Source organism: Streptomyces sp. NPDC093261 (genome assembly GCF_044753645.1).
Lineage (GTDB): Bacteria > Actinomycetota > Actinomycetes > Streptomycetales > Streptomycetaceae > Streptomyces.
Genome location: NZ_JBIVNO010000004.1, coordinates 162,117 through 184,086, shown reverse-complemented (window position 1 = coordinate 184,086; position 21,970 = coordinate 162,117). Strand labels below are relative to the sequence as shown.

Here is a 21,970-nt window from a genome sequence, read left to right as displayed (position 1 = left end):
GATCTCGCCGCGGGCGTCGACGGTGATCTTCTGGGAGAGGTCGCCCTGGGCGACCGCGGTCGTCACCTGGGCGACGTTGCGGACCTGGGCGGTGAGGTTGCCCGCCATGAAGTTGACGGAGTCGGTCAGGTCGCGCCAGACGCCGCCGACGCCGGGCACCTGGGCCTGCCCCCCGAGCCGGCCCTCGCTGCCGACCTCGCGGGCGACGCGGGTGACCTCGTCGGCGAAGGCGGAGAGCTGGTCGACCATCGTGTTGACGGTCTCCTTCAGCTGGAGGATCTCGCCGCGCGCCGGCACGTCGATCTTCTGTGACAGATCACCCTTGGCCACCGCCGTCGCCACCTGGGCGATGTCGCGGACCTGGGTGGTCAGATTGCCCGCCATGGCGTTGACCGAGTCGGTCAGATCGGCCCAGGTGCCGGAGACCCCGGGCACCTCCGCCTGACCGCCGAGCGTGCCCTCGGTGCCCACCTCGCGCGCGACCCGTGTCACCTCGGAGGTGAACACGGACAACTGATCCACCATGCCGTTGAAGACGGTGGCGATGTCGCCGAGCAGGCCGTCTCCGTCGGACGGCAGCCGTGTGCCGAAGTCGCCGTCGCGTACGGCGGTCAGCCCGGCCAGCAGCTGCCGCAGCTCCTGGTCACCCGGAGTCCGCTCCGCAGTCCCGGTCGTCCCGCTCGTCATGCGCACCCTCGTTCCGCTCCCCACGAGTCCCCGCGCCGAGGACTCGGAACCGCGCCGGGCCCGCGAACGGTCCGGCTTACCGCCCCTGTACTTCGGCAGTTCACAGAATCTGCCAGATGAGGGAATCCGTCGCAGGTTAGCTTAGTTGTCGTGCGACAACCAAAGTCTCTCGCACGGATCCGTCTCATCGCATCGGGCCCCGGTCAAGCCGGTCCCCGCTCAAGGAGGCACACCGATGCGGGGAAATCCCCGCGGCGTGGCCGCCCTGGCGCTGCCGGTCCGGCCCCGGGCCGTTTCTGCAAGCGGTTTCCGTCTGGTGGCCGCCGACCCGTTGACCTCCCGATGACGCCCACCTACGGTTTCGATGTTCGGAAGAAGAGACGTGGTTCGGTATTTCGAACGACGCTCCTTTCCTCACGGGAGGGGCATCGGGCGACGGGGTACACGGTCTGGTGCGCGACGCGCCGGTGGCGCAGGATTTGATACCGGAGGGTCTCTCACCTTAGCCGTGAGACCCTCACGCGCCGGTGCGATGCGCGCCGGACGTCGTACCCCCGCCCGCAAGCCCCTGGGGCGTCCCGACCGGAACCGGGGCGCCCCAGGTCCCGCCCCACACAGAGCGGTTGACGCACCGCGCCGAACGGCTCGGCGCGCCGCCGGGAACGACCAGCAGCACGGGTCCGGCGCCGCACACGTCGTGGTGGAGGTCAGTCATCGGTCTCCGTCCCCTCGCGCGGCCAGTGCCGCAGTGCCGTGTCCAGTGCCTCGACGGCCTTGTCCCAGGACGCCTGTACATCCCGCGGGTCGTTGAAGCCGCCGGTGGCCTCCAGGGCGCAGTAGCCGTGGAAGGTGCTGCGCAGCAGGCGGACGGCGTCGGTGAGATCGGGCTCGTCGAGGCCGTAGGCGCGGAGCATGCCGTAGGTGATCTCCGCGGTGCGGCGCAGGGCGCCGGACTCGGTGACGAGTGGGCGGAGTGAGCCGTCGAACCGGATCTGGGTGGCCGCGTACCGCCCCGGGTGGGCGAGCGCGAACTCCCGGTAGGCGCCCGCGAAGGCGGCCAGCGCGTCCTTGCCGGCCCGCCCGGCGACGGCCGCCGTGATGCGGTCGATCATCTCCTCGCTCGCCAGCAGGGCGAGGCGGGTCCGCAGCTCGCTCAGGTTTCTGACATGCGAGTACAGACTCGCGTCCTTCACCCCGAAGTGCCGCGCCACGGCCGACAGGGTGAGCTTCTCGAAGCCGACCTCATCCGCGAGATCGGCTGCCGCCGCGACGATCCGCTCGACGGTGAGCCCGGCACGGGCCATGGGCCAGCTCCTGACCTAGGGATCCTAGGCTAGAGCCTAGCGTGCCTAGGAAAGGGGATGGCGGCGGTGTGCGGCGAATCCCACGAACCCCGACCAGGCGGCCCGGGAGAGGGCGAGCCGGGGGCCGGTGGAGTTCTTGGAGTCGCGGATGTGGATGGTGGTGGGGCCGAGGGCCACTTCTACGCAGTCGCCACACCGGTACGGGTACGCCGTCCGGAGGCCGCCGGCGAGGCCGCCTGACGGGGCCGGGCGGACCGCGGGACGGCGTACCCGTACCGTCAGTCGGCCGGTGAGAACACGAAGGAGAACGCCGCGGGCTCTGCCCGCAGGAAGTACCGGGGCAGCGGTCCCGGCCCGCACGACTGGGAGCCGATGCCGTGCTGGCCGTGGTCGAGGTTCACCCACACCCTGTCGCCCCGGGTGAGATCGGTGAGGTGCCCGGCCGCGTCCAGCTCCTCGTTGGTCCAGCGCCGCGCGCTGAACCAGAACTCCGGGTCGCCCTCGATCCTGAGGCCGCCGATCTCGGCCCGGCGGACGTCGGCCCGGGCGCCGTTCTCCTGCGGTTTGACATACGGCGTCTGGAGCCCGTCGACCGTGGACTCCCAACGGCCGAGCCGGGAGGCGGTCCGGGTGTCCGGGTAGGCCTCGCCGGGCCCGCCGCCGTACCACCGCACGTGGTCCGCCGAACCCGGCAGCCCGAACCGGATGCCGAGCCGGGGCAGCGGCACCGTCCAGTCGCCCTCGGGCGTGACGGAGACGGTCAGCTTCAGCCGGTCTCCGTCGGACGTCCAGCGGTACACCGTGGCGAGCCCGATCTCCCGTGCGGCGGGAGCGACCCGCGTCCGCACGGTCAGGGCGTCGTCGCGCAGCTCCACCGAGTCCAGCCGCTGCCGCATACGGTGCAGGCCGAGCCTCCGCCACAGCAGACCGTAGCGGGGGTCGCCCTGCCATGAGGCGCCGTCGTCGTTGTCGGTGGGGGCCCGCCACACATCCAGGCGCAGCCCGGTCAGGTCCACCGCGCCGATGGTCCTCGGCGCGCCCGTACGGGCGTCGAAGGAGGCCGGGCCGAGCGTGATCCGTCCGTTCTCCACGACGGGGGCCCGGTCCGGGGCGACCCGCACCGAGGGCCGCCGGGCCACGGGGAACTGGCCCCAGGCCACCTCGTGCCCCTCAGGCGCCCAGGGCGTGTCGGAGGCCAGCACCGCCCGCACCGTCCAGTGGGTCTCGGCCCCCCGGACCTCGGGCGGCTCCGGCAGCTTCACGTCCGCCGACTCGCCCGGCGCGAGCACCGGCACCGACAGCGGGCCCGACGCGACCGTTTCACCGTCCGCCTGGAAGGACCACTCGAAGGCGAGTGCCGAGAGATCGGCGACGTCCTGTGCGTTGCGGATCCGCACGGTGCCGCCGCGGCCCTCGCCCTCGATCCGGACCGGCTCGATGACCTTCTTGTACTCGACCAGGCCCGGCGAGGGCCTGCGATCCGGGAACAGCAGCCCGTCGCAGACGAAGTTCCCGTCGTGCAGTTCCTCACCGAAGTCGCCGCCGTAGGCGAAGCCGTACCGGTCGTCCTTGATGCCGTGGTCGATCCACTCCCAGACGAAGCCGCCCTGGAGCCGGTCGTGCGCCTCGAAGAGCCGCTGGTAGTCGGCGAGCCCGCCGGGGCCGTTGCCCATGGCGTGCCCGTACTCGCAGAGGATGAAGGGGAGTTCGCGGCGCTTGCGAGCACCACCGTCCAGCCCCCGGCCGATCCTCTCCACCTCCTCGTGAAAGGCGTACATCCGCGAGTACACATCCGTGTCACGGCAGGTGGGGTCGCCCTCGTAGTGCACCAGCCGGGAGCCGTCCCGGCCATGGATCCACTCGGCCATCGCCGTCAGTCCGCGCCCGGTGCCGGCCTCGTTGCCCAGGGACCAGAGGACCACCGACGGGTGGTTCTTGTCGCGTTCGACCATCCGGGCGGCGCGGTCGAGGAGCGCCGGGGTCCAGCGGTCGTCGTCGACCGGGTTGTCGCGCCAGGCCTGCTCGGTGAACCCGTGGGTCTCCAGGTCGCACTCGTCGATCACCCAGAGGCCGAACTCGTCGCACAGGTCGAGGAAGGCGGGATGCGGCGGGTAGTGCGAGGTGCGTACGGCGTTGACGTTGTGCCGCTTCATCAGCAGCACGTCCTCGCGCATGGTCTCCAGGTCGAGCGCGCGGCCCTTCTCGGGGTGCCACTCGTGCCGGTTGACGCCCTTGAAGAGCACCGGCCTTCCGTTGACCTCGATCAGACCGTCCCTGAGCGCGACCGTGCGGAAGCCGATCCGCAGCGGCACCCGCTCGCCCTCGGTGGCCAGTACCCCGTCGTAGAGCTTGGGGATCTCCGCGGACCATGGCTCCACGGGGACGGTCACCGACTCGCCGGTGGCGATGTCGATACCGAGGGCGGGCACGGTGACCCGGCCGTCCACATCCGAGTCGACCTTCAGTGTGCCCTCTCCGGACAGGTGGTCGTACGAGGAGTGCACGAAGAAGTCGAGGACGGCGCCCGCCGGGCGGTGCAGCAGTGTGACGTCCCGGAAGATGCCCGGCAGCCACCACTGGTCCTGGTCCTCCAGATAGGAGCCCGCGGACCACTGGTGCACCCGGACCGCGAGCACGTTGCCGCGCGGCCGGAGCAGATGCCCGACGGCGAACTCGTGCGGCAGCCGGGAGCCCCTGAACTCACCGATGTCCGTGCCGTTCAGCCACACCCGGGCGCAGGACTCCACACCCTCGAAGCGCAGCACCGCCCCGCCGTCCGACGGCCAGTCGTCCGGCAGGTCGAAGAGGCGCAGATGGTCGCCGGTGGGGTTCTCGGTCGGGACGCGGGGCGGGTCGACCGGGAAGGGAAACAGGTGGTTGGTGTAGACGGGGGATCCGAAGGAGCCGCCGCCCTGGAGCACCCAGTGGCCGGGCACGGCGATGTGCGCCCAGTCCCCGGCGTCGTATCCGGGCTCGGCGAACGAGTCGTCCTGGGCGTCCGCCGTCGGTGACAGACGGAAGCGCCACCTGCCGTTCAGGGAGAGCAAGGCCGCGTCCGAGGACGCGTACCAGGCGCGCGGCGGCAGGCTGCCGCTGCCCGGTGCGACGTCCTCGACGTAGTCGACGGCCGAGGAGGGAGAGGAGGGAGAGGAGGGAGAGGTCGGGAGCTCGGGGGAGGTGCGGAAGGACATCGGTCTCCTAGGTCCTCGCGGGGGCTGAGCCTGTCGTGGTGCGGGGCGCGCCGGCCGACCGGAGCGCGCCTTCGAGGGCGAAGGTCGCGGCTCCCAGGCACACCGGATCGTTGGGGATGGGGGACAGGACGATCTCGGTGGCGGCGAAGGACCGTCTCAGCGCGTGCCGTTCTACGGCCGCGCGCACCTCGGCCAGCAGCGGTTCGCCGAGCGCCGCCGCGACCCAGCTGCTGAGCACCACCACTTCGGGGTTGAGCAGATTGACGAGGTCGGCGATCGCGGCACCCAGATAACGCGCGGTGTCCCGGACCACCTTGAGCGCGACGGCGTCCCCCTCGGCGACCGCGCGGGCGAGGGCGTCGATCGTGGCGGTCTGGTCCCCGGGGTCCAACAGGGGGCTGTCCGGGCCTACTTCCCGTAGGTTGTGCATGATGCCGGGCGCCCCGACATAGGTCTCCACACAGCCTTGGTTGCCGCAGTGGCACGGCCGCCCGTCCAGCACCAGCGTCGTATGGCCCCATTCGCCCGCGCTGTTGCTGACGCCCCGATGCAGTGAGCCGCCCAGGGCCAGCCCGGCCCCGACGCCCGTGCCCAGGTTGACGACCACGGCGTCCTCGCGTCCACGGGCCGCCCCGAACCACAACTCGGCGACGACGCAGGCACGCAGGGGGTTGTCCAGGTACAGGGGAGGGGCGATGTGCTGGGCGAGCAGGTCGAGCAGCGGCACGTCGTGCCAGCCCCAGTTCGCGGCGTACTCGACCACGCCCCGGTCGCGGTCGACCTGACCGGGCACGCTGACGCCGGTCCCCAGCACTCGGGAACCCTCCACACCCGCCTGAGCGACCACGGAGCCGACGGCGGCGGCCACTTGGGCGGCGACCTGTTCGGGGCGGCTCTGTCCGGGGCGCATGTCCTCGTCGGCGCGGGCCAGTACGTTCAGTGCCAGGTCGAACAGCTCCACACGGACGTACGTCTCCGCGATGTCGACGCCGATCAGGGCACCCCCCGACGCGTTGACCGCAACGAGACCGCGCGGCCGCCCGCCCGCCGAGTCCTCGAATCCGACCTCGGTCAGCATCCCGAGGTCGAGCAGTTCGCCGACGAGCGTGGCGACCGTGGGCAGGCTGAGCCCGGTCATGGCCGCCAGCTTCGGCCGGGACGTCGGCGACCGGGCGATGATTCGGCGCAGCACCTCGTACCGGTTCGCGGTACGAATGTCGCGTGAGGTGCCCCGCTTCATCCGGCTCCCCCGCTTCCCAGGACTCCGTCCCCGCCGCGGCGCGGCGCGGCGCGAGCCTATGGCCGCCGCCGGGTTTCTGCAAGGGGTTAGGAAAGGGGTCGTACGAAGTGGGAGGCGGGGAATTGATGGAAGCGGGGAGCGGGGGACCGGACCGGACTGGTGGGCCCGTGCCCAGGGTGTCGTCTCAGCGCGCTCCCAGCAGGCCCCCCACGAAGGCGTTCCGGAACTTCCCCGCGGGATCCAGCTCGGCCGCGAGCGCCGCGAAGTCCCCAAGCCTCGGGTAGCGCGCGCGGAGCGTCTGTGCGGGCGTGGTGAACACCTTGCCCCAGTGCGGGCGGGCCTCGAACGCGTCGAGCGCCTCCTCCACCCGCCGCACCACCGGCAGCACGGCCGCCGCGTCCTCGACCCAGGTGAAGTGCAGCGCCACCGAGTCCCTGCCGTACGCGGGGCTCAGCCACTGTGCGTCGGCGGCGACCGTGCGCACCTCGCAGGTCTGGAGCACGGGCGCCACCGTCGTGCGGATCGCGTCCAGGGCGTGCAGCGCCTCGAGGGCGTACGGGCGCGGCAGCAGATACTCCGACTGCAACTCGGCACCGCTGCTCGGCATGAAGTCCGCCCGGAAGTGCGGAAGCCGCTCGTGCCAGGGCCCCGGGACGCCGCCCTGCCGGGTGCAGTTGACCGCGGGCATGCCGGGTACCGGGTGCAGCGCCTCGGCGGCCGGCCGAGCCCAGGGGAAGTCCGGCAGCGGCTGGTCGGTGCGCCGCTTCAGCCACACCTGCCGGAAGCCCGGTGCACACCAGTCGGTGAACAGGCTCACGCTGTACGCCGTCGACGTCACGGTCTCGAAGTCCAGCCCCGCCAGGGGCAGTTCGGTGAACACATGCTGCTCGACACGGAAGTCCGGCTCCAGGTCCAGGGTGAGCGCGGTGACCACGCCGAGCGCACCGAGCGCGGTCACGGCCCCCTCGAAGCGGCGCTCGGCCCGCCCGATCCGCAGCGTCGACCCGTCCGCCGTGACCAGCTCCACCTCGCGCACGGCCGACGCGAGCGAGCCGTTGTCGACGCCCGAGCCGTGCGTGCCGGTCGCCACCGAACCCGCCACCGAGATATGCGGCAGGGAGGCCATGTTGTGCAGGGCGAGCCCGTGCTCGTGCACCACCCGGGCCAGCTCGGCGTACCGGACGCCGCCGCCCACCCGTACCGTACGGGCCGCGGTGTCCACGTCCACCTCGCCCGGCAGCGCGGACAGCGAGACCAGCACACCGTCGGCGCCCGGTTCGGCGATCTGGTTGAAGGAGTGCCCACTGCCCAGGACGCGCACCTTGGCATGCGCGGCGACCAGTGCTCTCAGCGCGTCCAGCGACCCCGGCCGGTGCAGCTCCTTGGCGGTGTAGGTGATGTTGCCCGCCCAGTTGGTCACGCTCTCCGTCATCCTGTCGTCCCTCCCCGTGGCAGTAGCCACGTCCTACACGTCCTCACCACCACGCAGCACGCCGACCGCGTGCGACCACGGCCGCGTACGCCGGTCACGGTCACGTGCGACCACGGCCGCGTACGACCCGCCACGATCACGTACGAAGTGCGCTCGCCCGACATCCGCGCATCCACCGGCGAACCTATATCGGTAGCCTCGCTGGTCATGACGCAGCCTCCGTCGCTTCCCGCCACCCTTCCGCAGACCGAGCTGACCAGACACCGCCGCCTGCGCGACCAGGGCAGCCTCCGGCGGGCCGATCTCGACGCGATCCTCGACGCGGGGTTCGTCTGCCACCTGGGCGTGGTCGTCGACGGCCGGCCGCTGGTCGTGCCCACGGTGTACGGGCGCGACGAGCGGCAGCTCTACCTCCACGGCTCGGTCGCCAGCCGCAGCCTCATGGGCGGCACCCCCGTCTGTGTGACCGTCACGCACGTCGACGGGCTGGTCCTCGCGCGGTCCGTCTTCGAGCACGGAGTGAACTACCGCAGCGCAGTGATCCACGGCGTCCCCCGCAAGGTCACCGACCCCGAGGAGAAGCTGGCCGGACTGCGCCGGCTCACCGAGCACGCGAGCCCGGGGCAGTGGTCGTACGCCCGGCAGCCGAACCGCAAGGAGCTGGCCGCCACCACCCTGCTCGCCCTGTCCCTCGAAGAGGCCTCTGTCAAGATCCGCACCGGCGCCCCCGACGACGGCGAGGGGCCCGACGCGGAGCTGGGCCTGTGGGCCGGTGTGCTGCCGCTCACCTCGGCCTGGGGCGCGCCCGTGCCGGACCCCCGGCTGCCGCCGGACCTCGCCGTACCGGGGCACATCGCGCGGCGCGAGGGGACCCGCCACGGCTGACGTACAGGCGGGGGCATACCGTGAGGAGTCGAACGCCTGAGCCGGGAGGAGACACGGGATGGGCAGCCGCACCGCACTGGTCGAGGATCTGATGGAGCGCTTCCCGCACGTACCGCGGGAAGCCGTCTTCAAAGAGGACCTGCTCCGCGGGGGTGTGGCCTTCGACGCGTCAGCCCTCTCGGACAACGAGAGCGGCGAGGTCAAGCCGAAGTCGTACTTCATCTTCTCCTTCGACCACGGCACCCTGCCCGAGCTGGGCGAGGCGGCGCTGCGGCGCCCGCCCGAGGAGATCATCCTCACCGGCGGCCCCTACGACCTGCGGCGGACCGTCGTCTCCGTACGGGTCAACCCGTCCTCGCCCTACCGGGTGGCCGCCGACGAGGAAGGCCTGCTCGGGCTCTACCTCGACGGGCGGCGGATCGCGGACGTCGGGGTGCCGCCCATGCCCGAGTACTACCGGCACACCCTCTCCAACGGGAAGTCCGTGATGGAGGTGGCCCCCACCATCCAGTGGGGTTACCTGATCTACCTCACCGTCTTCCGCGTCTGCCAGTACTTCGGCGCCAAGGAGGAGTGCCAGTACTGCGACATCAACCACAACTGGCGCCAGCACAAGGCGGCCGGCCGGCCGTACACCGGTGTGAAGGACGTGGAGGAGGTGCTGGAGGCGCTGGAGATCATCGACCGGTACGACACCCAGAAGGCTTCCACCGCCTACACCCTCACCGGCGGCGCGATCACCTCCAAGGTCGCGGGGCGGGACGAGGCCGACTTCTACGGGCACTACGCCAAGGCCATCGAGGAGCGCTTCCCGGGCCGCTGGATCGGCAAGGTCGTCGCCCAGGCGCTGCCGAAGGCCGACGTCCAGCGCTTCAAGGACTACGGCGTGCAGATCTACCACCCCAACTTCGAGGTGTGGGACCGGCGCCTGTTCGAGCTGTACTGCCCGGGCAAGGAGCGGTATGTCGGGCGGGACGAGTGGCACCGGCGGATCCTCGACTCCGCGGACGTCTTCGGCGCGCGCAATGTGATCCCCAACTTCGTGGCGGGCGTCGAGATGGCCGAGCCCTTCGGCTTCACCACCGTCGACGAGGCGATCGCCTCCACCACGGAGGGCCTGCGCTTCTTCATGTCGCACGGCATCACTCCCCGCTTCACCACCTGGTGCCCGGAGCCGACGACCCCGCTCGGCAAGGCCAACCCGCAGGGCGCGCCGCTGGAGTACCACATCCGCCTGCTGGAGGCCTACCGCGCCACGATGGACGACTTCGGCCTCACCTCCCCGCCCGGCTACGGCCCGCCCGGCCCCGGCCGCGCGGTGTTCTCCGTCAGCTCCTTCATGGACAGCCTCCCGGCTCGGGAGACGACCGAGGAATCCGCTCGCGCGTAGGACACGTAACAAGAACATCACGGGCCCCGCACGATGAGTCGTGCGGGGCCCGTGCCCGTATCACTCCGCGCGGGGCAACACCTCCCGGCGGCAATTGAATACGCCGCTTGTCAGTTGTGCGGGAAGCGTGAAAAGCTCTGGGACTGCCGTGAGTTGCCTCCAACTCCCCTGTAATCGAGGCGGGTTGGCTTTGCTTGTGGAAGCAGTTGATGCAGGAGCCCCCATGCCCGACCTGCCGACCCCTCAGAGTGCCGCCGAGGCAGCGCTGTTCTCGGAGTGCTGGGACGCGGTCCTGTCGTATGCCGATCTGTGCACCTCCGGGTCGTCGGCCGGCAGACAACTGGCCACCGAGGCGTTCAGCCGCGGCATCCACGAGGCACGTGAGGCCGAGATCCAGGCGCGGACCAGCGGGCACCGCACCCTGCGGCTGCCCCGGATTCCGCTGCTGCTCACCGCGGTCCGTACCACCGCCGCGGTCTGGGAGAACGAGGGCAAGGGGCATCTGCTCGACCCGGATCTGCGGCTGTGGCTGCACTCCGAGAAGGCCGCCCGGTACACCGGCCCGCCCCTGGCCCGCCCGCCGGCCCTGCGCGGGCTGAAGGACCTTCAGGAGCCGGACGCGGCGCTGTTGTGGCTGGCGGAGGTGGAGGCGCTGCCCCTGCCGGACGTGGCCCGCCGGCTCGGCCTGGACCCGGCGGGCGCCGCGCAGGAACTCGTCCAGGTGCGGGCGCTGTTCCGCGACCGTTGCCGGCGCAACCATCTCGACTCGCCGATGGGCGCGGACTGCCGCAGCTATGCCCGGCTCCTCGACGCGGTCACCCGCTCCCCGGGCGCCGACACGCCCGAAGACCTCTCACGGCACCTCGCCACCTGCGTGGAGTGCGCGGAGGCCGCGGCCTGTCTGCGGCTGCACGGCGGTGGCACGCCCGCGGCCCTGGCGAGCGGAGTGATCGGCTGGGGCGGGCTCGCCTATCTGGAACGGCGGCGCCGGGCCGCGGAAGCGGGACTGAGCGGCGGACGCACGGACGCGGGCACCGACCGGGGCATCTCGGTGGGCGCCATGGCGCGGCCCCGGATCGGCCGGTCCGCAATCCTGGCGGCAGCCGTGATCGTGTCCGCGCTGGCACTGACGGTCTCGCTGATGCAACTCGGCGACTCGGGCGGGCGGGCGAGCGCGAGCGGTGGCCCGGCCGACGGGGCGATCGCCGCCTCGACGCCGTCCCCGCCGCCCCTCGGCACGACTCCGGGCCACATCCGGACCAGCGCGTCCCCGTCCTCGCGCCCGCCCGCCTCGAACAGCACCACCAAAAGCGATGACCCCGACACCGAGCCCCAGGGCAGGTCGACGAGCCCGGCCGAGGATCCGTCGACGCCGTCGGCCCCCGCCCGGCGCACGCCCTCTGCCTGCCGGGTGAAGTACGACGTCGTCGACGAGTGGTCCTCGGGCTTCCAGGCCACGGTCACGGTCACCTCGACCAAGGCGCTCGACGACTGGCGCATCGAGTGGACCTTCGAGAACGGCCAGCGCATCACCCAGATGTGGGACGGCACCTTCAGCCAGGACGGCTCCGAGGTCACCGTGAAGGCCGCCGACTACAACAGGAAGGTCGCCGCGAACGGCACCTTCGCCGTGGGGTTCATCGCTGCCTGGCACGGCACCAACGCCGAACCGCACGCCTTCACGGTGAACGGGGCCAGTTGCCCGACGGCCGGCTGAGCCGTGCGGCACCCCACTGGCGAGCGGTGGACGGAGAGATTCGGCGGTGCTCCCTGCGGCGGCTGTCCGCCGCCGCTGTCAGTCGTGTGAGGAAAGAGAAGCGTGACCGATGGCTGTCTCTGTCACGGACGCTGTCACCCCGGCCGGCATCGTCCGTGACGGACCCCGCCTTCCTGACCCCGCGCGCCCCCCTCAGGTCGTGTGACTGGTGAGGGGCGCCCTCACCGACGGCCTCGTCACGGTGTGCAAACTGTCGCGGATCCCGGGGTGGGTCGCGTCCTGATCAGACGGCCGCCCGGAAGGGCGTCCAGCCAGGCCACGGTGACTGTCTCCGGGCCTCGCCCCAGATGCAGGCTCGCCCTGTGCGGCTCCCGGGGCCGGCGGTCTCGGCTCCTGAGGGAAGCATCTCTAGGTGGCCGACGCTCGGCGGCCGGCTCGGCGGCCGGCTCGGCGGTCGGCGCCGCGGCCGCCGGTGTCGGCAGCGCCGCTCGTGGCTTTGCCGGCCGCCGCTCGCCGGGGGGATCGGCGGGCATCCCTGCCGGATGCGGTGCCGGTCGCCGTACCGGCCGCGGCTCGGCGGTCGGAACCGCGTCCGCCCGCGCCGCCGGCACCACCCGTGGCCCCGGCGGCTCCCGCCCGGCGGGCAGAGTCGCGCCCGCCGGAGGTGCGAGCAGTCGCCGCCGCCCCGGCGGCGGCCCGGCGTTCCGGGCCCCGGCCACCCGTCCCGGCGGCGCCTGTCGCCGCTTTGGGCCCACCGCCGTTTCGGACTCGGCGACCGGACCGGCTGCCGGGCTTGGTGCCGGCCTTGCGGTCCGGGCGGGACGCCGGCGGAGTCGCCGGCTGGGGGACCTCGATGGTGACGGGCACGCCGGAAGGCTCGCGGGCGCCGGTGATGGTGGCCAGTTCCACGTCGCTGGACTTGATGCGGGCCGTTCGGGGGCGGATGCCCGCGTCCGACATGAGCCGGGTGACGTCCCGTTTCTGGTCGGGCAGGACCAGTGTCACCACGCTGCCGGAGCCGCCGGCCCGGGCCGTGCGTCCGCCCCGGTGGAGGTAGTCCTTGTGATCGGTGGGGGGATCGACGTTCACGACGAGGTCGAGGTCGTCGATGTGTATGCCCCGGGCCGCGACGTTCGTCGCCACCAGTGCGGTGACCTGGCCGTTCCTGAACTGTTCCAGGGTGCGGTTCCGCTGTGGCTGGGAGCGGCCTCCGTGCAGTGCCCCCGCGCGGACACCGACGGCCAGGAGCCGCTTGGTGAGCCGGTCGGCGGACCTCTTGGTGTCGAGGAACAGGATGACCCGGCCGTCACGGGCGGCGATACGCGTGGTGACCGCCTTCTTGTCGGTCTCGTCCTGGACGTGGAGCACATGGTGCTCCATGGTGGTCACCGCCCCCGCGGACGGGTCCACGGAGTGCACCACGGGGTCGGTCAGGAACCGCTGCACCAGGCGGTCGATGTTGCGGTCCAGGGTGGCCGAGAAGAGCATGCGCTGTCCGTCGGGCCGTACTTGCCGGATCAGCTTGGTGATCTGCGGCAGGAAGCCCATGTCGGTCATCTGGTCGGCTTCGTCCAGCACCGTGACGCGTACGTTGTCGAGTACGCAGTCCCCGCGCTCCACGAGGTCGTTGAGCCGGCCGGGAGTCGCGACGAGTACCTCGGTGCCGCGCCGGAGCGCGTCGGCCTGCTTGGTGATGGACAGCCCGCCGACCACGGCGGTCAACCGGAGGTTGACTGCTGTCGCGTAGGGGGTCAGCGCGTCGGTCACCTGCTGGGCGAGTTCACGGGTGGGCACCAGCACGAGGGCGAGGGGTGCCTTGGGCTCCGCGCGCAGTCCGGCCGTGCGGGCCAGGAGCGCCAGCCCGAACGCGAGGGTCTTGCCGGAGCCGGTGCGTCCCCGTCCCAGCAGATCACGGCCGGCGAGCGAGTTGGGCAGCGTGGCGGCCTGGATGGGGAAGGGGGTGGTGACGCCTTGCGCGGTGAGGGTCTTCAGCAGCCCGGCGGGCATGTCCAGACCGGCGAAGTCCTCGACGGCGGGAAGTGCGGGTGTCGTGCTTTCCGGCAGCCGGAATTCCCGTGGCGACGACGCGGACGGTGGGGGTGACGAAACGCGCCGGTTCTGCTTCTGGGGCCTGCGGGACATACGGTTATCTGCCTTCCTGGAAACAGCACAAACCGGGGTCCGCACCATGGCGGTGCGGACCCCGGTGAGCGGATACGCGTCCGGCGATCAGGCGGGGACGATGTTCTCCGCCTGCGGGCCCTTCTGGCCCTGCGTGACGTCGAAGGAGACCCGCTGACCCTCCTGGAGCTCACGGAAGCCCTGGGTCGCGATGTTCGAGTAGTGGGCGAAGACGTCGGGGCCGCCGCCGTCCTGCTGGATGAAGCCGAAACCCTTTTCGGCGTTGAACCACTTCACGGTTCCCTGTGCCATGACCTTCTCCGTTCTGTAGGCAGAGGCCCCATCCGGAGATGCCGGAAAACAAATCATGCGCCTTGAGGAGAAACCGTCCTGTCAGGCGCACATAGCTTCATGGGTACCACAACTGCAACTCCGGAACGGTAGCACAGCTCGGCGGGACGCGGTGGATCATGGGGCTCGCCCGGGTTCCTCAGGGTCGTGCGCACCGGCGACGGGGCGCCGTCGACCCCGCGGGCAACCCCCGCTCTGCGCGGAGGTGTCTGCCACGCCGCGCCGCCTTCGTACGCTCCACCTCCTCACAGCGGTGCGAGGCGGATCCTCGCGGCCAACGTCGACCACGCGGTCGTCGTCCTCTCGCTCGTCGTGGAACCGGACCTCGGCCGCATCGAACGCTTTCTCGCGCCGGCCTGGGACAGGCGACGGCCGCCGCCGTGGTGAACATCGGCACGCCGACCGCTCCGGCCTGGCTCGTGCCTCGGGCGTCGTACGGGTTTGTCGCCGGCATTGTTCCGGTGTGCGCGACGCGACGGTGGCGGAACGCCTTCCGTTCCCTCCGCCTCATTGATTTGTATAAGCCTTTATCGAAATGGTGTAACGCGCAACCATAGCGTTGACCAGGTGTCGTGCGGGGGCGGCGATCGCCCCTGATGGGCGTTATGCAACGTTGGTGGCGCTATATTCATGCCTTACTGAGAATCTGGTGCGCGGGTTCCGTGAGCTTCATATGAAGTTGGTCACCGTTGTTTCGTTTCTGACGCCGTTTTATGCTCGCGGTCGACCGCTTATTTTTGCTTTACGTCTGTGCGTGGGGGGCTGCAGATGTGCCGTCACCCGTGCCCGGAAAGGATTCGGGTGACTCCTCGTCAACGCACGCGCGGGATGCGGCCAACGCGGCGGCCACGCATGCGGACAACGCCGCCAAGGACGCCGATGACGCGGCCGCCCATGCAGGGCAGGCGGCTACCGCCGCGGCCCAGTCGGCCGCGCATGCCAAGTCCGCCCAGCAGGCGGCCGATGCCGCCACGGCGGCTGTCGCCAAGGCCAAGAAGACCCATGACATCGCCGTCAGGATCGAGGCGGAGGGGCTGACCGAACGCACCAACGCCGGTATCGCGCAGGCCCGCGACCTCAAGGCCCGGCAGGACCAGCGCGCGGCCGCGGATGCCGCGGCCGCCCAGCAGGTCAAGGACGTCGACACCCAGGCGAAGACCCTGGCCACGCAGGCCGCACAGCCCGGAGCCGACCCCAAGGCCCTGGCCCCGGCCGGCCGCAAGGTCGCGCTGGCGATGATGCAGACCAGTGGGCCGTGGAGCAGGGGTGCCGCCGAGGTCGCCCTCACGGGCACCGACCAGGATGTCGTCGACTACCTCAGCACCCTGCGCGCCCAGGCCGCCCAGCAGGACGACCGCTACCGCGTGCAGACTCTGGCGCGGGAAAGCTCTCTGGCCTCGGTGCGTACCGCCGCCGAGGAAGCCCTCAAGGGCAGCGATGACCAGGTCTCGGCGTTCCTTGCCACCGGCCAGTACGAGGCCGGGGCACAGGACTTCCGGGTCGCCATCGCCCAGATCATCGACGCCGGCGGACCGGTGGTGCAGGAGACCGGCCGGGCCGCGCTGGACTCCGACGACCCGCAGAAGTACCGGCAGTTCCTCACCACGGGTCAGTACCAGGCGCGTACCCAGGACCAACGTGTCCGCGCGGCCCAGCTGATCGGCAGCGGCGGCCCCCAGGTCAAGTCGGCCGCCCGCATCGCGCTTGAGGGGCCCGATGATCTGCTGGACCAGTTCATCCAGGTCGGGCAGTACAAGGCCCAGCGCCAGGACTTCCTCGGCGCCACCCACACCGCGCAGATCCAGCAGCTGATCGCGGATGCCGCCGGCGTCGCGGCCACCGCCCAGAAGAACGCCGCCGAAGCCCACAAGGCCGCCGCCACCGCCATCAAGGCCGCGGACCAGGCCGCCAATTGGGCCAAGCAGGCCGACGCGTCGGCCAAGCAGGCCAAGGGCTACGCCGACCAGGCGGCCAAGTCGGCCGACGACGCGAAGGCTTCCGCCGACCAGGCGGCCGCCTCCGCCCGCACCGCCGCGAAGGCAGCCGCCTCCGCCAACCAGGCCGCGAGCGACGCGGCCGTCTCCGCCGTCGACGCCGCCGGCTCCGCCCAGTGGGCACAGCTGTCCGCCACCGCCGCGTACGCCGCCGGCGACCGGGCCCGCGCCTCCGCCATCGCCGCCGGCAAGGACTACAAGGCCGCCGACCAGGCCTTCAAGGACGCCTTCCAGGCCACCGTGGAGAAGAAGGAAGCCGAGCGCGAGGCCGCCGAGAAGGACACCGGGAGCCAGGCCGAAGCGCGCTACCGCTGCGGCCTCCTCGGCTGCGACGCCGCAGAGCACCCGGCGCACTGGTGCCAGCACAACGAGACCCTGTGCGACCTCCTCTCCATGGGCCCCGGCGCCGAAGCAGCGGCCAAACAGCTGTGGGACGTGGAGAAGGACCTCCTCGGCCTCGGACAACTCGAGGCCTGCAAGGGCGGCAACGTCATCGCCTGCACCCAGCTCGCGGAAGACCTCACCCTCAGATCGAAGTTCAAGCTCCTCGAACGAGGCATGGAGGCGCTGGAGGACCTGCGCTCCGCCCGCTACGTGAAGAGCTGCAGCCACTGCTTCCCGGCCGGCACCAGAGTGCTCATGGCCAACGCCCGGACCAGGAAGATCGAGACCGTCCACCCGGGCGACAGCGTCCTGGCGACCGACCCGCTCACCGGCCGCACCGCGCCGCGCAAGGTCAGCCGTCTCATCATCACCGACGGCGACAAGCACTTCGACGAACTCACCATCGCCACCCCCGACGGCCCCCGGAAACTCACCGCCACCTACGAGCACCCCTTCTGGAGCCCCTCAGCACACCAGTGGGTCAAGGCCCGCGAGCTCACATCCGGCGCGACACTCCTCACCAGTAGGAGGACTGTCGTCCGGGTCCAGGCCAACCGCCCCTTCGACCAGCACGCCCGCACCTACAACCTCACCGTCGACGACCTCCACACCTACTACGTGCTGGCAGGGAAGACGCCGGTACTCGTGCACAACACGCAGTGCGATCCCCCCTTCCTGGACGCCGCGGGTGAAACCTACGTACGTAGCAAGCACATGCCGGGCGGTGCAAAGGCAGATGCCACGAAGGGCTTGTTCAACAAGGACGCCGATCTTTACAAGCTGGCAGACGACGCTGGCGAATTTGAACCCAAGCTGCAAGACAACGGCAATTACGTCCGTGTCGGCAATGCCCCCGATATCATCGGGACGGATGTCGAGACGGGTTTGCCGACGAAGACCTATACTGTGGTCACGGATAAGTGGGGAAACGTGGTCACTATGCACCCCGGCGTACCACGGTAGAGCGTCCAGGGTCAGCCAAGGTCAGCGAAAAGGTGAAGTAATGCCACTCAGTATTCTGGTGCGCACCTATACGGGCGAGGTCCTGGCAACGTCAGTGCATCCTTCGATTGGCGCCGTCTGTGAATCTGCGCGAAAGCAAGGCCTGGTGATGCTCGGCTGCGTGGACAAGTATGACGACACGGTGTTCAACAGAAACCAGGTCTCCCATATACGCGGAGAAGTGGCACAGCTTCGAGAACTCTGTGTCGCCGACGAGATGGAGGCGCTGTCGGAGCTCACGGAACTGCTGGAGGTGGTTTCGGAGCGTCCGCACAGATACCTTCTCTTCAACGGCGACTGACCGAAAAGCCGGCATGAGGATGAAGGCAGTGCCATGACGCCGTGCCGTGGTGGACCTCTGAGGCGGACGGGCTGAGATCCACCCGCACAGCAAGGCTCCTGTGCCGTTGAGGGAGATGGTCGGAACCTCACCCCATCAGCACAGGAGCCCTGCTGTTGCCGTGCCCGATGCGGGAAAGCCCCGGGCGGTCGCTGCCGGGGCAGTCATGGAAGCCGGAGACGGCGTAGCTGATCCGGCGCAGCGAAACCGTGCCCTCCGGCCTGGTGCAGTGGATGTCGCAGTCCTGGTCCGAGCAGCGCCGCCCGTCGCTCTGCCGGCCGCCGTTCTTCACCCAGGGGTGCAAGGCCGAGCGGTGCAGGCGCATAAATCGGTGGCACTCGCGTGCGTGCCGCTCTACAGTCAGGACTGCTTTCCCGGCGGCCGATGGGCCGCCGCTGCCGACTGAGTGAGGAACGGGAGGTGTGACCGATGGCTGTCTTTGCGATGGGCGCTGCCCGCGACCAGAAGATCGTCCACTCCACCTCCGCGGTCTCCGGCTGACCTTTCACCCTTCTTCCGCGCCTGTGAACGCGCGCTGCCGGGCCGCCCTTGTGAAGGGTCCCCCTTGAATCTCTCTTCTCTTTCGGCTTCTCCCGCTTCGTCGCACCCTCTGGCTTTGTACGGCTGGGACGAGGAGTGGGAAGCGGAATTCGCCTCCTACGCCGAGCAGGGTCTCCTGCCCGGCCGTGTCGTCCGCGTCGACCGCGGTCAGTGCGACGTCGTCACCCCGGTCGGCATCGTCCGTGCCGACACCGCCTTCGTCACCCCGCACGACCCCCTCAGGGTCGTGTGCACCGGCGACTGGGTCGCCGTCGACCCCGCGGGCAGCCCCCGCTATGTGCGGACGTGTCTGCCACGCCGCACCGCCTTCGTACGCTCCACCTCCTCCAAGCGGTCCGAGGGGCAGATCCTCGCGGCCAACGTCGACCACGCGGTCGTCGCCGTCTCGCTCGCCGTGGAACCGGACCTCGGCCGCATCGAACGCTTTCTCGCGCTGGCCTGGGAGTCCGGGGCGCAGCCGGTCGTGGTGCTCACCAAGGCCGATCTGGTGCCGCAGGCGGTGACGCTCTCGTACCTCGTCCAGGATGTGGAGACGAGTGCGCCCGGGGTGCCGGTGCTGCCGGTCAGCGCCCGGCTGGGCGAGGGACTCGACGTCCTCGCCGCCGTCGTCTGCGACGGTACGTCCGTGCTGCTCGGGCAGTCCGGCGCCGGCAAGTCGACCCTCGCCAACGCGCTGCTGGGCGAGGACGTCATGGCCGTACAGGCCACCCGGGACATGGACGGCAAGGGCCGCCACACCACCACCACACGCAATCTGCTCGTCCTGCCGGGCGGGGGAGTCGTCATCGACACCCCCGGGCTGCGCGGGGTAGGGCTGTGGGACGCCGGGGACGGGGTGGGCCAGGTGTTCTCCGAGATCGAGGGCCTGGCCGCGGAGTGCCGGTTCCACGACTGCGCGCACGGCACGGAGCCCGGCTGCGCGGTGCGCGCGGCCCTCGACGCCGGGGAACTGCCCGAGCGGCGGCTGGAGAGCTACCGGAAACTGCTCCGGGAGAACCAGCGGATCGTCGCCAAGACCGATGCGCGCGTGCGGGCGGAGCTGCGGCGCGAGTGGAAACGGAAGGGCGCCGAGGGGAAGGCGGCGATGGAGGCCAAGCGGGGGCGGTGGCACTGAGGGAGGCGGCGGTGGAGGCCAAGCGGGGGCGGTGGCACTGAGGGAGGCGGCCCCCGGCCGGTGTCCGCGACGTCCGCAACGCCATGTCCGATTTCCGCCGGTCCCGCCCCGGGGGCCGGCGGACACTGGAGGGCGTGAGCGACGAGGACACCAGGTACGAGGCGGTGCGCAGCCGGGACGCCCGGTTCGACGGCGAGTTCTTCTTCGCCGTCGCGACCACCGGGATCTACTGCCGGCCGAGCTGCCCCGCCGTGACGCCCAAGCGGCACAACGTGCGGTTCTACCCGACGTCCGCCGCCGCGCAGAGCGCCGGATTCCGGGCCTGCCGGCGGTGCCGTCCGGACGCCGTCCCGGGGTCCGCGGCGTGGGATGTGCGGGCGGACGTCGTGGGGCGTGCCATGCGGCTGATCAAGGACGGGGTGGTCGACCGCGAGGGCGTCGGCGGGCTCGCCCTGCGCCTCGGGTACAGCGCCCGCCAGGTGCAGCGGCAGCTCACCGCCGAGGTCGGGGCGGGACCGGTGGCGCTCGCCCGCGCCCAGCGCGCGCACACCGCCCTGGTCCTGCTGCGGAGCACCGCGATGCCGGTCACGGAGATCGCCTTCGCGGCCGGGTTCGCGAGCGTCCGGCAGTTCAACGACACGGTCAAGGAGGTGTACGCCGCCACCCCGAGGGAGCTGCGCGCCGCCACGTCCCGCGGGACAGCGGCGGCACGCCGCGCGAGCATCCCCGCCTCCGCGGGAATCCCGCTGCACCTCGCCCACCGCGGGCCCTACCAGGCCGCCGCCGTGTTCGATCTGCTCGCCCGGGAGGCGATCCCGGGTATCGAGGAGGTGGACGGCCCGCGCGGCCGCCGTACCTACCGGCGCACCCTGCGGCTCCCGTACGGCACCGCCGTCGTCGCCGTCGACGAACGACCCGGCGGTGCGACGGCCCCCGCGCGCGGCCGGGCATCCGGTGCCGCCCACCCCGGTGGCCGGCTGGACGCCCGGCTCCATCTGACCGACCCCCGTGACCTGACCACCGCCGTGCAGCGGCTGCGGCGGCTGTTCGATCTGGACGCCGATCCGTACGCCGTCGACGAGCGGCTCGGCGCCGACCCCCGGCTCGCCCCGCTGGTCGCGGCCCGGCCGGGTCTGCGCTCGCCCGGCGCGGCCGACCCGGAGGAGTTCGCCGTCCGGGCGCTCGTCGGGCGCACCGAGGCCGAGCGGCTCGTCCAGCGCCACGGGAAGGTCCTCGACTGCCCGTACGGCACCCTGACCCATGTGTTCCCCGAACCGTCCGCGCTCGCCGACGCCATGACCGGGGACGGGGCCGCATCGCACCCCGCCTTGGCCGCTCTCACCACCGCCCTCGCCGACGGCACCCTCCGTCTCGACGCAGGCGCCGACCGCGACGAGGCCCACGAGGTGCTGCTCGCCCTGCCCGGCATGGATCCGGGCACCGCCGCGATCATCCGCACCCGCGCCCTGGGCGACCCCGATGTGGCGTCACCGGGCGAGGAGGTCCCCGACGCGTGGCGCCCCTGGCGCTCCTACGCCCTCCGGCATCTGCGGACCACCGCGGAACCGGCCCCCTCCTCCCGAGGAGAGGCCCCCTCTAGCCATGCGCTTTCATGAAGCGGGCTGTCCGGCAGGCGGTCACAAAAGCAGAAAGTGCCCCTGACCAGCAAGAATGAGGATTGTCGAGGTCCTTGTTCCTGCCACCGCCGGAGGCACTTCCCAGGTGAAGCACTCGATCGGGTCCTACCCCCGCGTCCGTGTCCAGGACGACGGCCGCCAGGTCGTCTCCCAGGCCGGTTCGGTCCTGCTCGTCGAAACGGTCCGCAAGACCAGCGGGCGCTGCCGATTGTGATCTTCGCTCTCGCCGGGAACGATCCGGTCGACGGCCGCGGGGGCAACGACCTGATCTGCGGCGGCTACGGCAACAACTCCCTGTCCGGCGGCAACGGCAACAACGCTCTCAATGGCGGCGCAGACAGGGTCCTAGCTCCCGGCGGACCGCATCCCTGTAGCTACCGGCGGGCCGCTTGCCCGCTGTACAGCGGTGGGATGGGCCGAGACAGCGGTCCTCCTCGCCGTGCCAGCGCGACGGTCACGACGGCCGCCTTGCTGCTGCTCGAACGAGACGTGCGCATCGCGCGTCGTCCGGGTGGAGGAACCCTCGGCGTACATCCGTCCCGCTGAAGGGGGACAGATGTCCGGGACCGGGCGTGGCCGCGGGCTGGAGCGTCACCTCCCAACGATGCTGGGCGACCGCG

18 protein-coding genes and 1 pseudogene are annotated in these 21,970 nt (G+C 71.2%); 10 read left to right on the top strand and 9 right to left on the bottom strand.

Annotated features, from left to right (window positions below; genetic code table 11):
- The 6 genes from ACIP94_RS12455 to ACIP94_RS12430 all read right to left on the bottom strand — a co-directional run.
- Positions 1 to 687: HAMP domain-containing protein (locus ACIP94_RS12455; RefSeq protein ID WP_402423471.1), on the bottom strand; the 687-nt coding region annotated here is incomplete at its 3' end.
- 707 nt (positions 688 to 1,394) lie between these two features.
- Complete coding sequence (locus ACIP94_RS12450) at positions 1,395 to 1,991, bottom strand: TetR/AcrR family transcriptional regulator (RefSeq protein WP_402423468.1); 597 nt, start codon at positions 1,989 to 1,991, stop codon at positions 1,395 to 1,397.
- A 45-nt stretch (positions 1,992 to 2,036) separates the two neighbouring features.
- Entirely contained in the window at positions 2,037 to 2,273 is a 237-nt protein-coding gene (locus tag ACIP94_RS12445; RefSeq protein WP_402424253.1) for a DUF397 domain-containing protein, read from the bottom strand.
- On the bottom strand, positions 2,270 to 5,182 hold the full coding sequence (locus ACIP94_RS12440) for a glycoside hydrolase family 2 TIM barrel-domain containing protein (protein WP_402423465.1): 2,913 nt from the start codon (positions 5,180 to 5,182) through the stop codon (positions 2,270 to 2,272). Before ACIP94_RS12440 ends, ACIP94_RS12445 begins: the two co-directional genes overlap by 4 nt.
- Positions 5,183 to 5,189: 7 nt before the next feature.
- Positions 5,190 to 6,422, bottom strand: coding sequence for an ROK family protein (locus ACIP94_RS12435; RefSeq protein ID WP_402423462.1), 1,233 nt, complete (start codon positions 6,420 to 6,422; stop codon positions 5,190 to 5,192).
- A 184-nt stretch (positions 6,423 to 6,606) separates the two neighbouring features.
- Positions 6,607 to 7,854 (bottom strand): FAD-binding protein, encoded by a 1,248-nt coding sequence (locus tag ACIP94_RS12430; protein ID WP_402423460.1) that lies wholly within the window; start codon positions 7,852 to 7,854, stop codon positions 6,607 to 6,609.
- Between the two features lie 207 nt (positions 7,855 to 8,061).
- On the opposite strand from ACIP94_RS12430, the gene ACIP94_RS12425 reads away from it, so the two are divergent.
- The 3 genes from ACIP94_RS12425 (at position 8,062) to ACIP94_RS12415 (ending at position 11,846) form a co-directional block, all read left to right on the top strand.
- On the top strand, positions 8,062 to 8,739 hold the full coding sequence (locus ACIP94_RS12425) for a pyridoxamine 5'-phosphate oxidase family protein (RefSeq protein WP_402423457.1): 678 nt from the start codon (positions 8,062 to 8,064) through the stop codon (positions 8,737 to 8,739).
- Positions 8,740 to 8,797: 58 nt separating this feature from the next.
- Positions 8,798 to 10,129, top strand: coding sequence for a radical SAM protein (locus ACIP94_RS12420; RefSeq protein WP_402423454.1), 1,332 nt, complete (start codon positions 8,798 to 8,800; stop codon positions 10,127 to 10,129).
- Between the two features lie 223 nt (positions 10,130 to 10,352).
- The gene (locus ACIP94_RS12415) at positions 10,353 to 11,846 is read left to right on the top strand and encodes a cellulose binding domain-containing protein (RefSeq protein WP_402423451.1); all 1,494 of its coding nucleotides are present in this window, start codon (positions 10,353 to 10,355) and stop codon (positions 11,844 to 11,846) included.
- 408 nt (positions 11,847 to 12,254) lie between these two features.
- Here ACIP94_RS12415 and ACIP94_RS12410 read toward each other — a convergent pair whose 3' ends face one another.
- Both ACIP94_RS12410 and ACIP94_RS12405 read right to left on the bottom strand, forming a co-directional pair.
- Positions 12,255 to 13,988 (bottom strand): DEAD/DEAH box helicase, encoded by a 1,734-nt coding sequence (locus ACIP94_RS12410; protein WP_402423448.1) that lies wholly within the window; start codon positions 13,986 to 13,988, stop codon positions 12,255 to 12,257.
- A gap of 87 nt (positions 13,989 to 14,075) precedes the next feature.
- Positions 14,076 to 14,279 carry a cold-shock protein gene (locus ACIP94_RS12405; protein WP_023544341.1) on the bottom strand — a complete coding sequence of 68 codons (204 nt, stop codon included), beginning with the start codon at positions 14,277 to 14,279 and terminating at the stop codon, positions 14,076 to 14,078.
- Between the two features lie 177 nt (positions 14,280 to 14,456).
- Here ACIP94_RS12405 and rsgA (ACIP94_RS12400) point away from each other — a divergent pair.
- From rsgA (ACIP94_RS12400) to ACIP94_RS12390, 3 genes and pseudogenes are all read left to right on the top strand, one after another.
- Positions 14,457 to 14,696 (top strand): annotated as a pseudogene (gene rsgA, locus ACIP94_RS12400) (GTPase RsgA); the annotation flags it as partial.
- 404 nt (positions 14,697 to 15,100) lie between these two features.
- Positions 15,101 to 17,659 carry a polymorphic toxin-type HINT domain-containing protein gene (locus tag ACIP94_RS12395; RefSeq protein WP_402423445.1) on the top strand — a complete coding sequence of 853 codons (2,559 nt, stop codon included), beginning with the start codon at positions 15,101 to 15,103 and terminating at the stop codon, positions 17,657 to 17,659.
- Between the two features lie 40 nt (positions 17,660 to 17,699).
- A complete protein-coding gene (locus ACIP94_RS12390; RefSeq protein WP_402423443.1) occupies positions 17,700 to 17,999 on the top strand; it encodes a hypothetical protein in 300 nt (99 codons plus the stop codon).
- Between the two features lie 127 nt (positions 18,000 to 18,126).
- Here ACIP94_RS12390 and ACIP94_RS12385 read toward each other — a convergent pair whose 3' ends face one another.
- Positions 18,127 to 18,363 (bottom strand): hypothetical protein, encoded by a 237-nt coding sequence (locus ACIP94_RS12385; protein WP_402423440.1) that lies wholly within the window; start codon positions 18,361 to 18,363, stop codon positions 18,127 to 18,129.
- A 240-nt stretch (positions 18,364 to 18,603) separates the two neighbouring features.
- On the opposite strand from ACIP94_RS12385, the gene rsgA (ACIP94_RS12380) reads away from it, so the two are divergent.
- The 4 genes from rsgA (ACIP94_RS12380) (at position 18,604) to ACIP94_RS12365 (ending at position 21,896) form a co-directional block, all read left to right on the top strand.
- Positions 18,604 to 19,713 (top strand): ribosome small subunit-dependent GTPase A, encoded by a 1,110-nt coding sequence (gene rsgA / locus ACIP94_RS12380; RefSeq protein WP_402423437.1) that lies wholly within the window; start codon positions 18,604 to 18,606, stop codon positions 19,711 to 19,713.
- Between the two features lie 83 nt (positions 19,714 to 19,796).
- Entirely contained in the window at positions 19,797 to 21,329 is a 1,533-nt protein-coding gene (locus ACIP94_RS12375) for a DNA-3-methyladenine glycosylase 2 family protein (RefSeq protein ID WP_402423435.1), read from the top strand.
- Between the two features lie 106 nt (positions 21,330 to 21,435).
- The gene (locus tag ACIP94_RS12370) at positions 21,436 to 21,564 is read left to right on the top strand and encodes a hypothetical protein (protein ID WP_402424298.1); all 129 of its coding nucleotides are present in this window, start codon (positions 21,436 to 21,438) and stop codon (positions 21,562 to 21,564) included.
- Entirely contained in the window at positions 21,561 to 21,896 is a 336-nt protein-coding gene (locus ACIP94_RS12365; protein WP_402423432.1) for a hypothetical protein, read from the top strand. The genes ACIP94_RS12370 and ACIP94_RS12365 overlap by 4 nt, the downstream gene beginning before the upstream one ends.
- Positions 21,897 to 21,970 lie beyond the last annotated feature (74 nt).

What these genes read in the sequence shown, in the direction of transcription:
- ACIP94_RS12390 (WP_402423443.1), top strand. Translation starts at nt 17,700, where the DNA reads ATGCCACTCAGTATTCTGGTGCGCACCTATACGGGCGAGGTCCTGGCA.
- ACIP94_RS12410 (WP_402423448.1), bottom strand. Translation starts at nt 13,988, where the DNA reads ATGTCCCGCAGGCCCCAGAAGCAGAACCGGCGCGTTTCGTCACCCCCA.
- ACIP94_RS12415 (WP_402423451.1), top strand. Translation starts at nt 10,353, where the DNA reads ATGCCCGACCTGCCGACCCCTCAGAGTGCCGCCGAGGCAGCGCTGTTC.
- ACIP94_RS12440 (WP_402423465.1), bottom strand. Translation starts at nt 5,182, where the DNA reads ATGTCCTTCCGCACCTCCCCCGAGCTCCCGACCTCTCCCTCCTCTCCC.
- ACIP94_RS12405 (WP_023544341.1), bottom strand. Translation starts at nt 14,279, where the DNA reads ATGGCACAGGGAACCGTGAAGTGGTTCAACGCCGAAAAGGGTTTCGGC.
- ACIP94_RS12430 (WP_402423460.1), bottom strand. Translation starts at nt 7,854, where the DNA reads ATGACGGAGAGCGTGACCAACTGGGCGGGCAACATCACCTACACCGCC.
- ACIP94_RS12425 (WP_402423457.1), top strand. Translation starts at nt 8,062, where the DNA reads ATGACGCAGCCTCCGTCGCTTCCCGCCACCCTTCCGCAGACCGAGCTG.
- ACIP94_RS12375 (WP_402423435.1), top strand. Translation starts at nt 19,797, where the DNA reads ATGTCCGATTTCCGCCGGTCCCGCCCCGGGGGCCGGCGGACACTGGAG.
- ACIP94_RS12450 (WP_402423468.1), bottom strand. Translation starts at nt 1,991, where the DNA reads ATGGCCCGTGCCGGGCTCACCGTCGAGCGGATCGTCGCGGCGGCAGCC.
- ACIP94_RS12385 (WP_402423440.1), bottom strand. Translation starts at nt 18,363, where the DNA reads ATGCGCCTGCACCGCTCGGCCTTGCACCCCTGGGTGAAGAACGGCGGC.
- ACIP94_RS12435 (WP_402423462.1), bottom strand. Translation starts at nt 6,422, where the DNA reads ATGAAGCGGGGCACCTCACGCGACATTCGTACCGCGAACCGGTACGAG.
- ACIP94_RS12420 (WP_402423454.1), top strand. Translation starts at nt 8,798, where the DNA reads ATGGGCAGCCGCACCGCACTGGTCGAGGATCTGATGGAGCGCTTCCCG.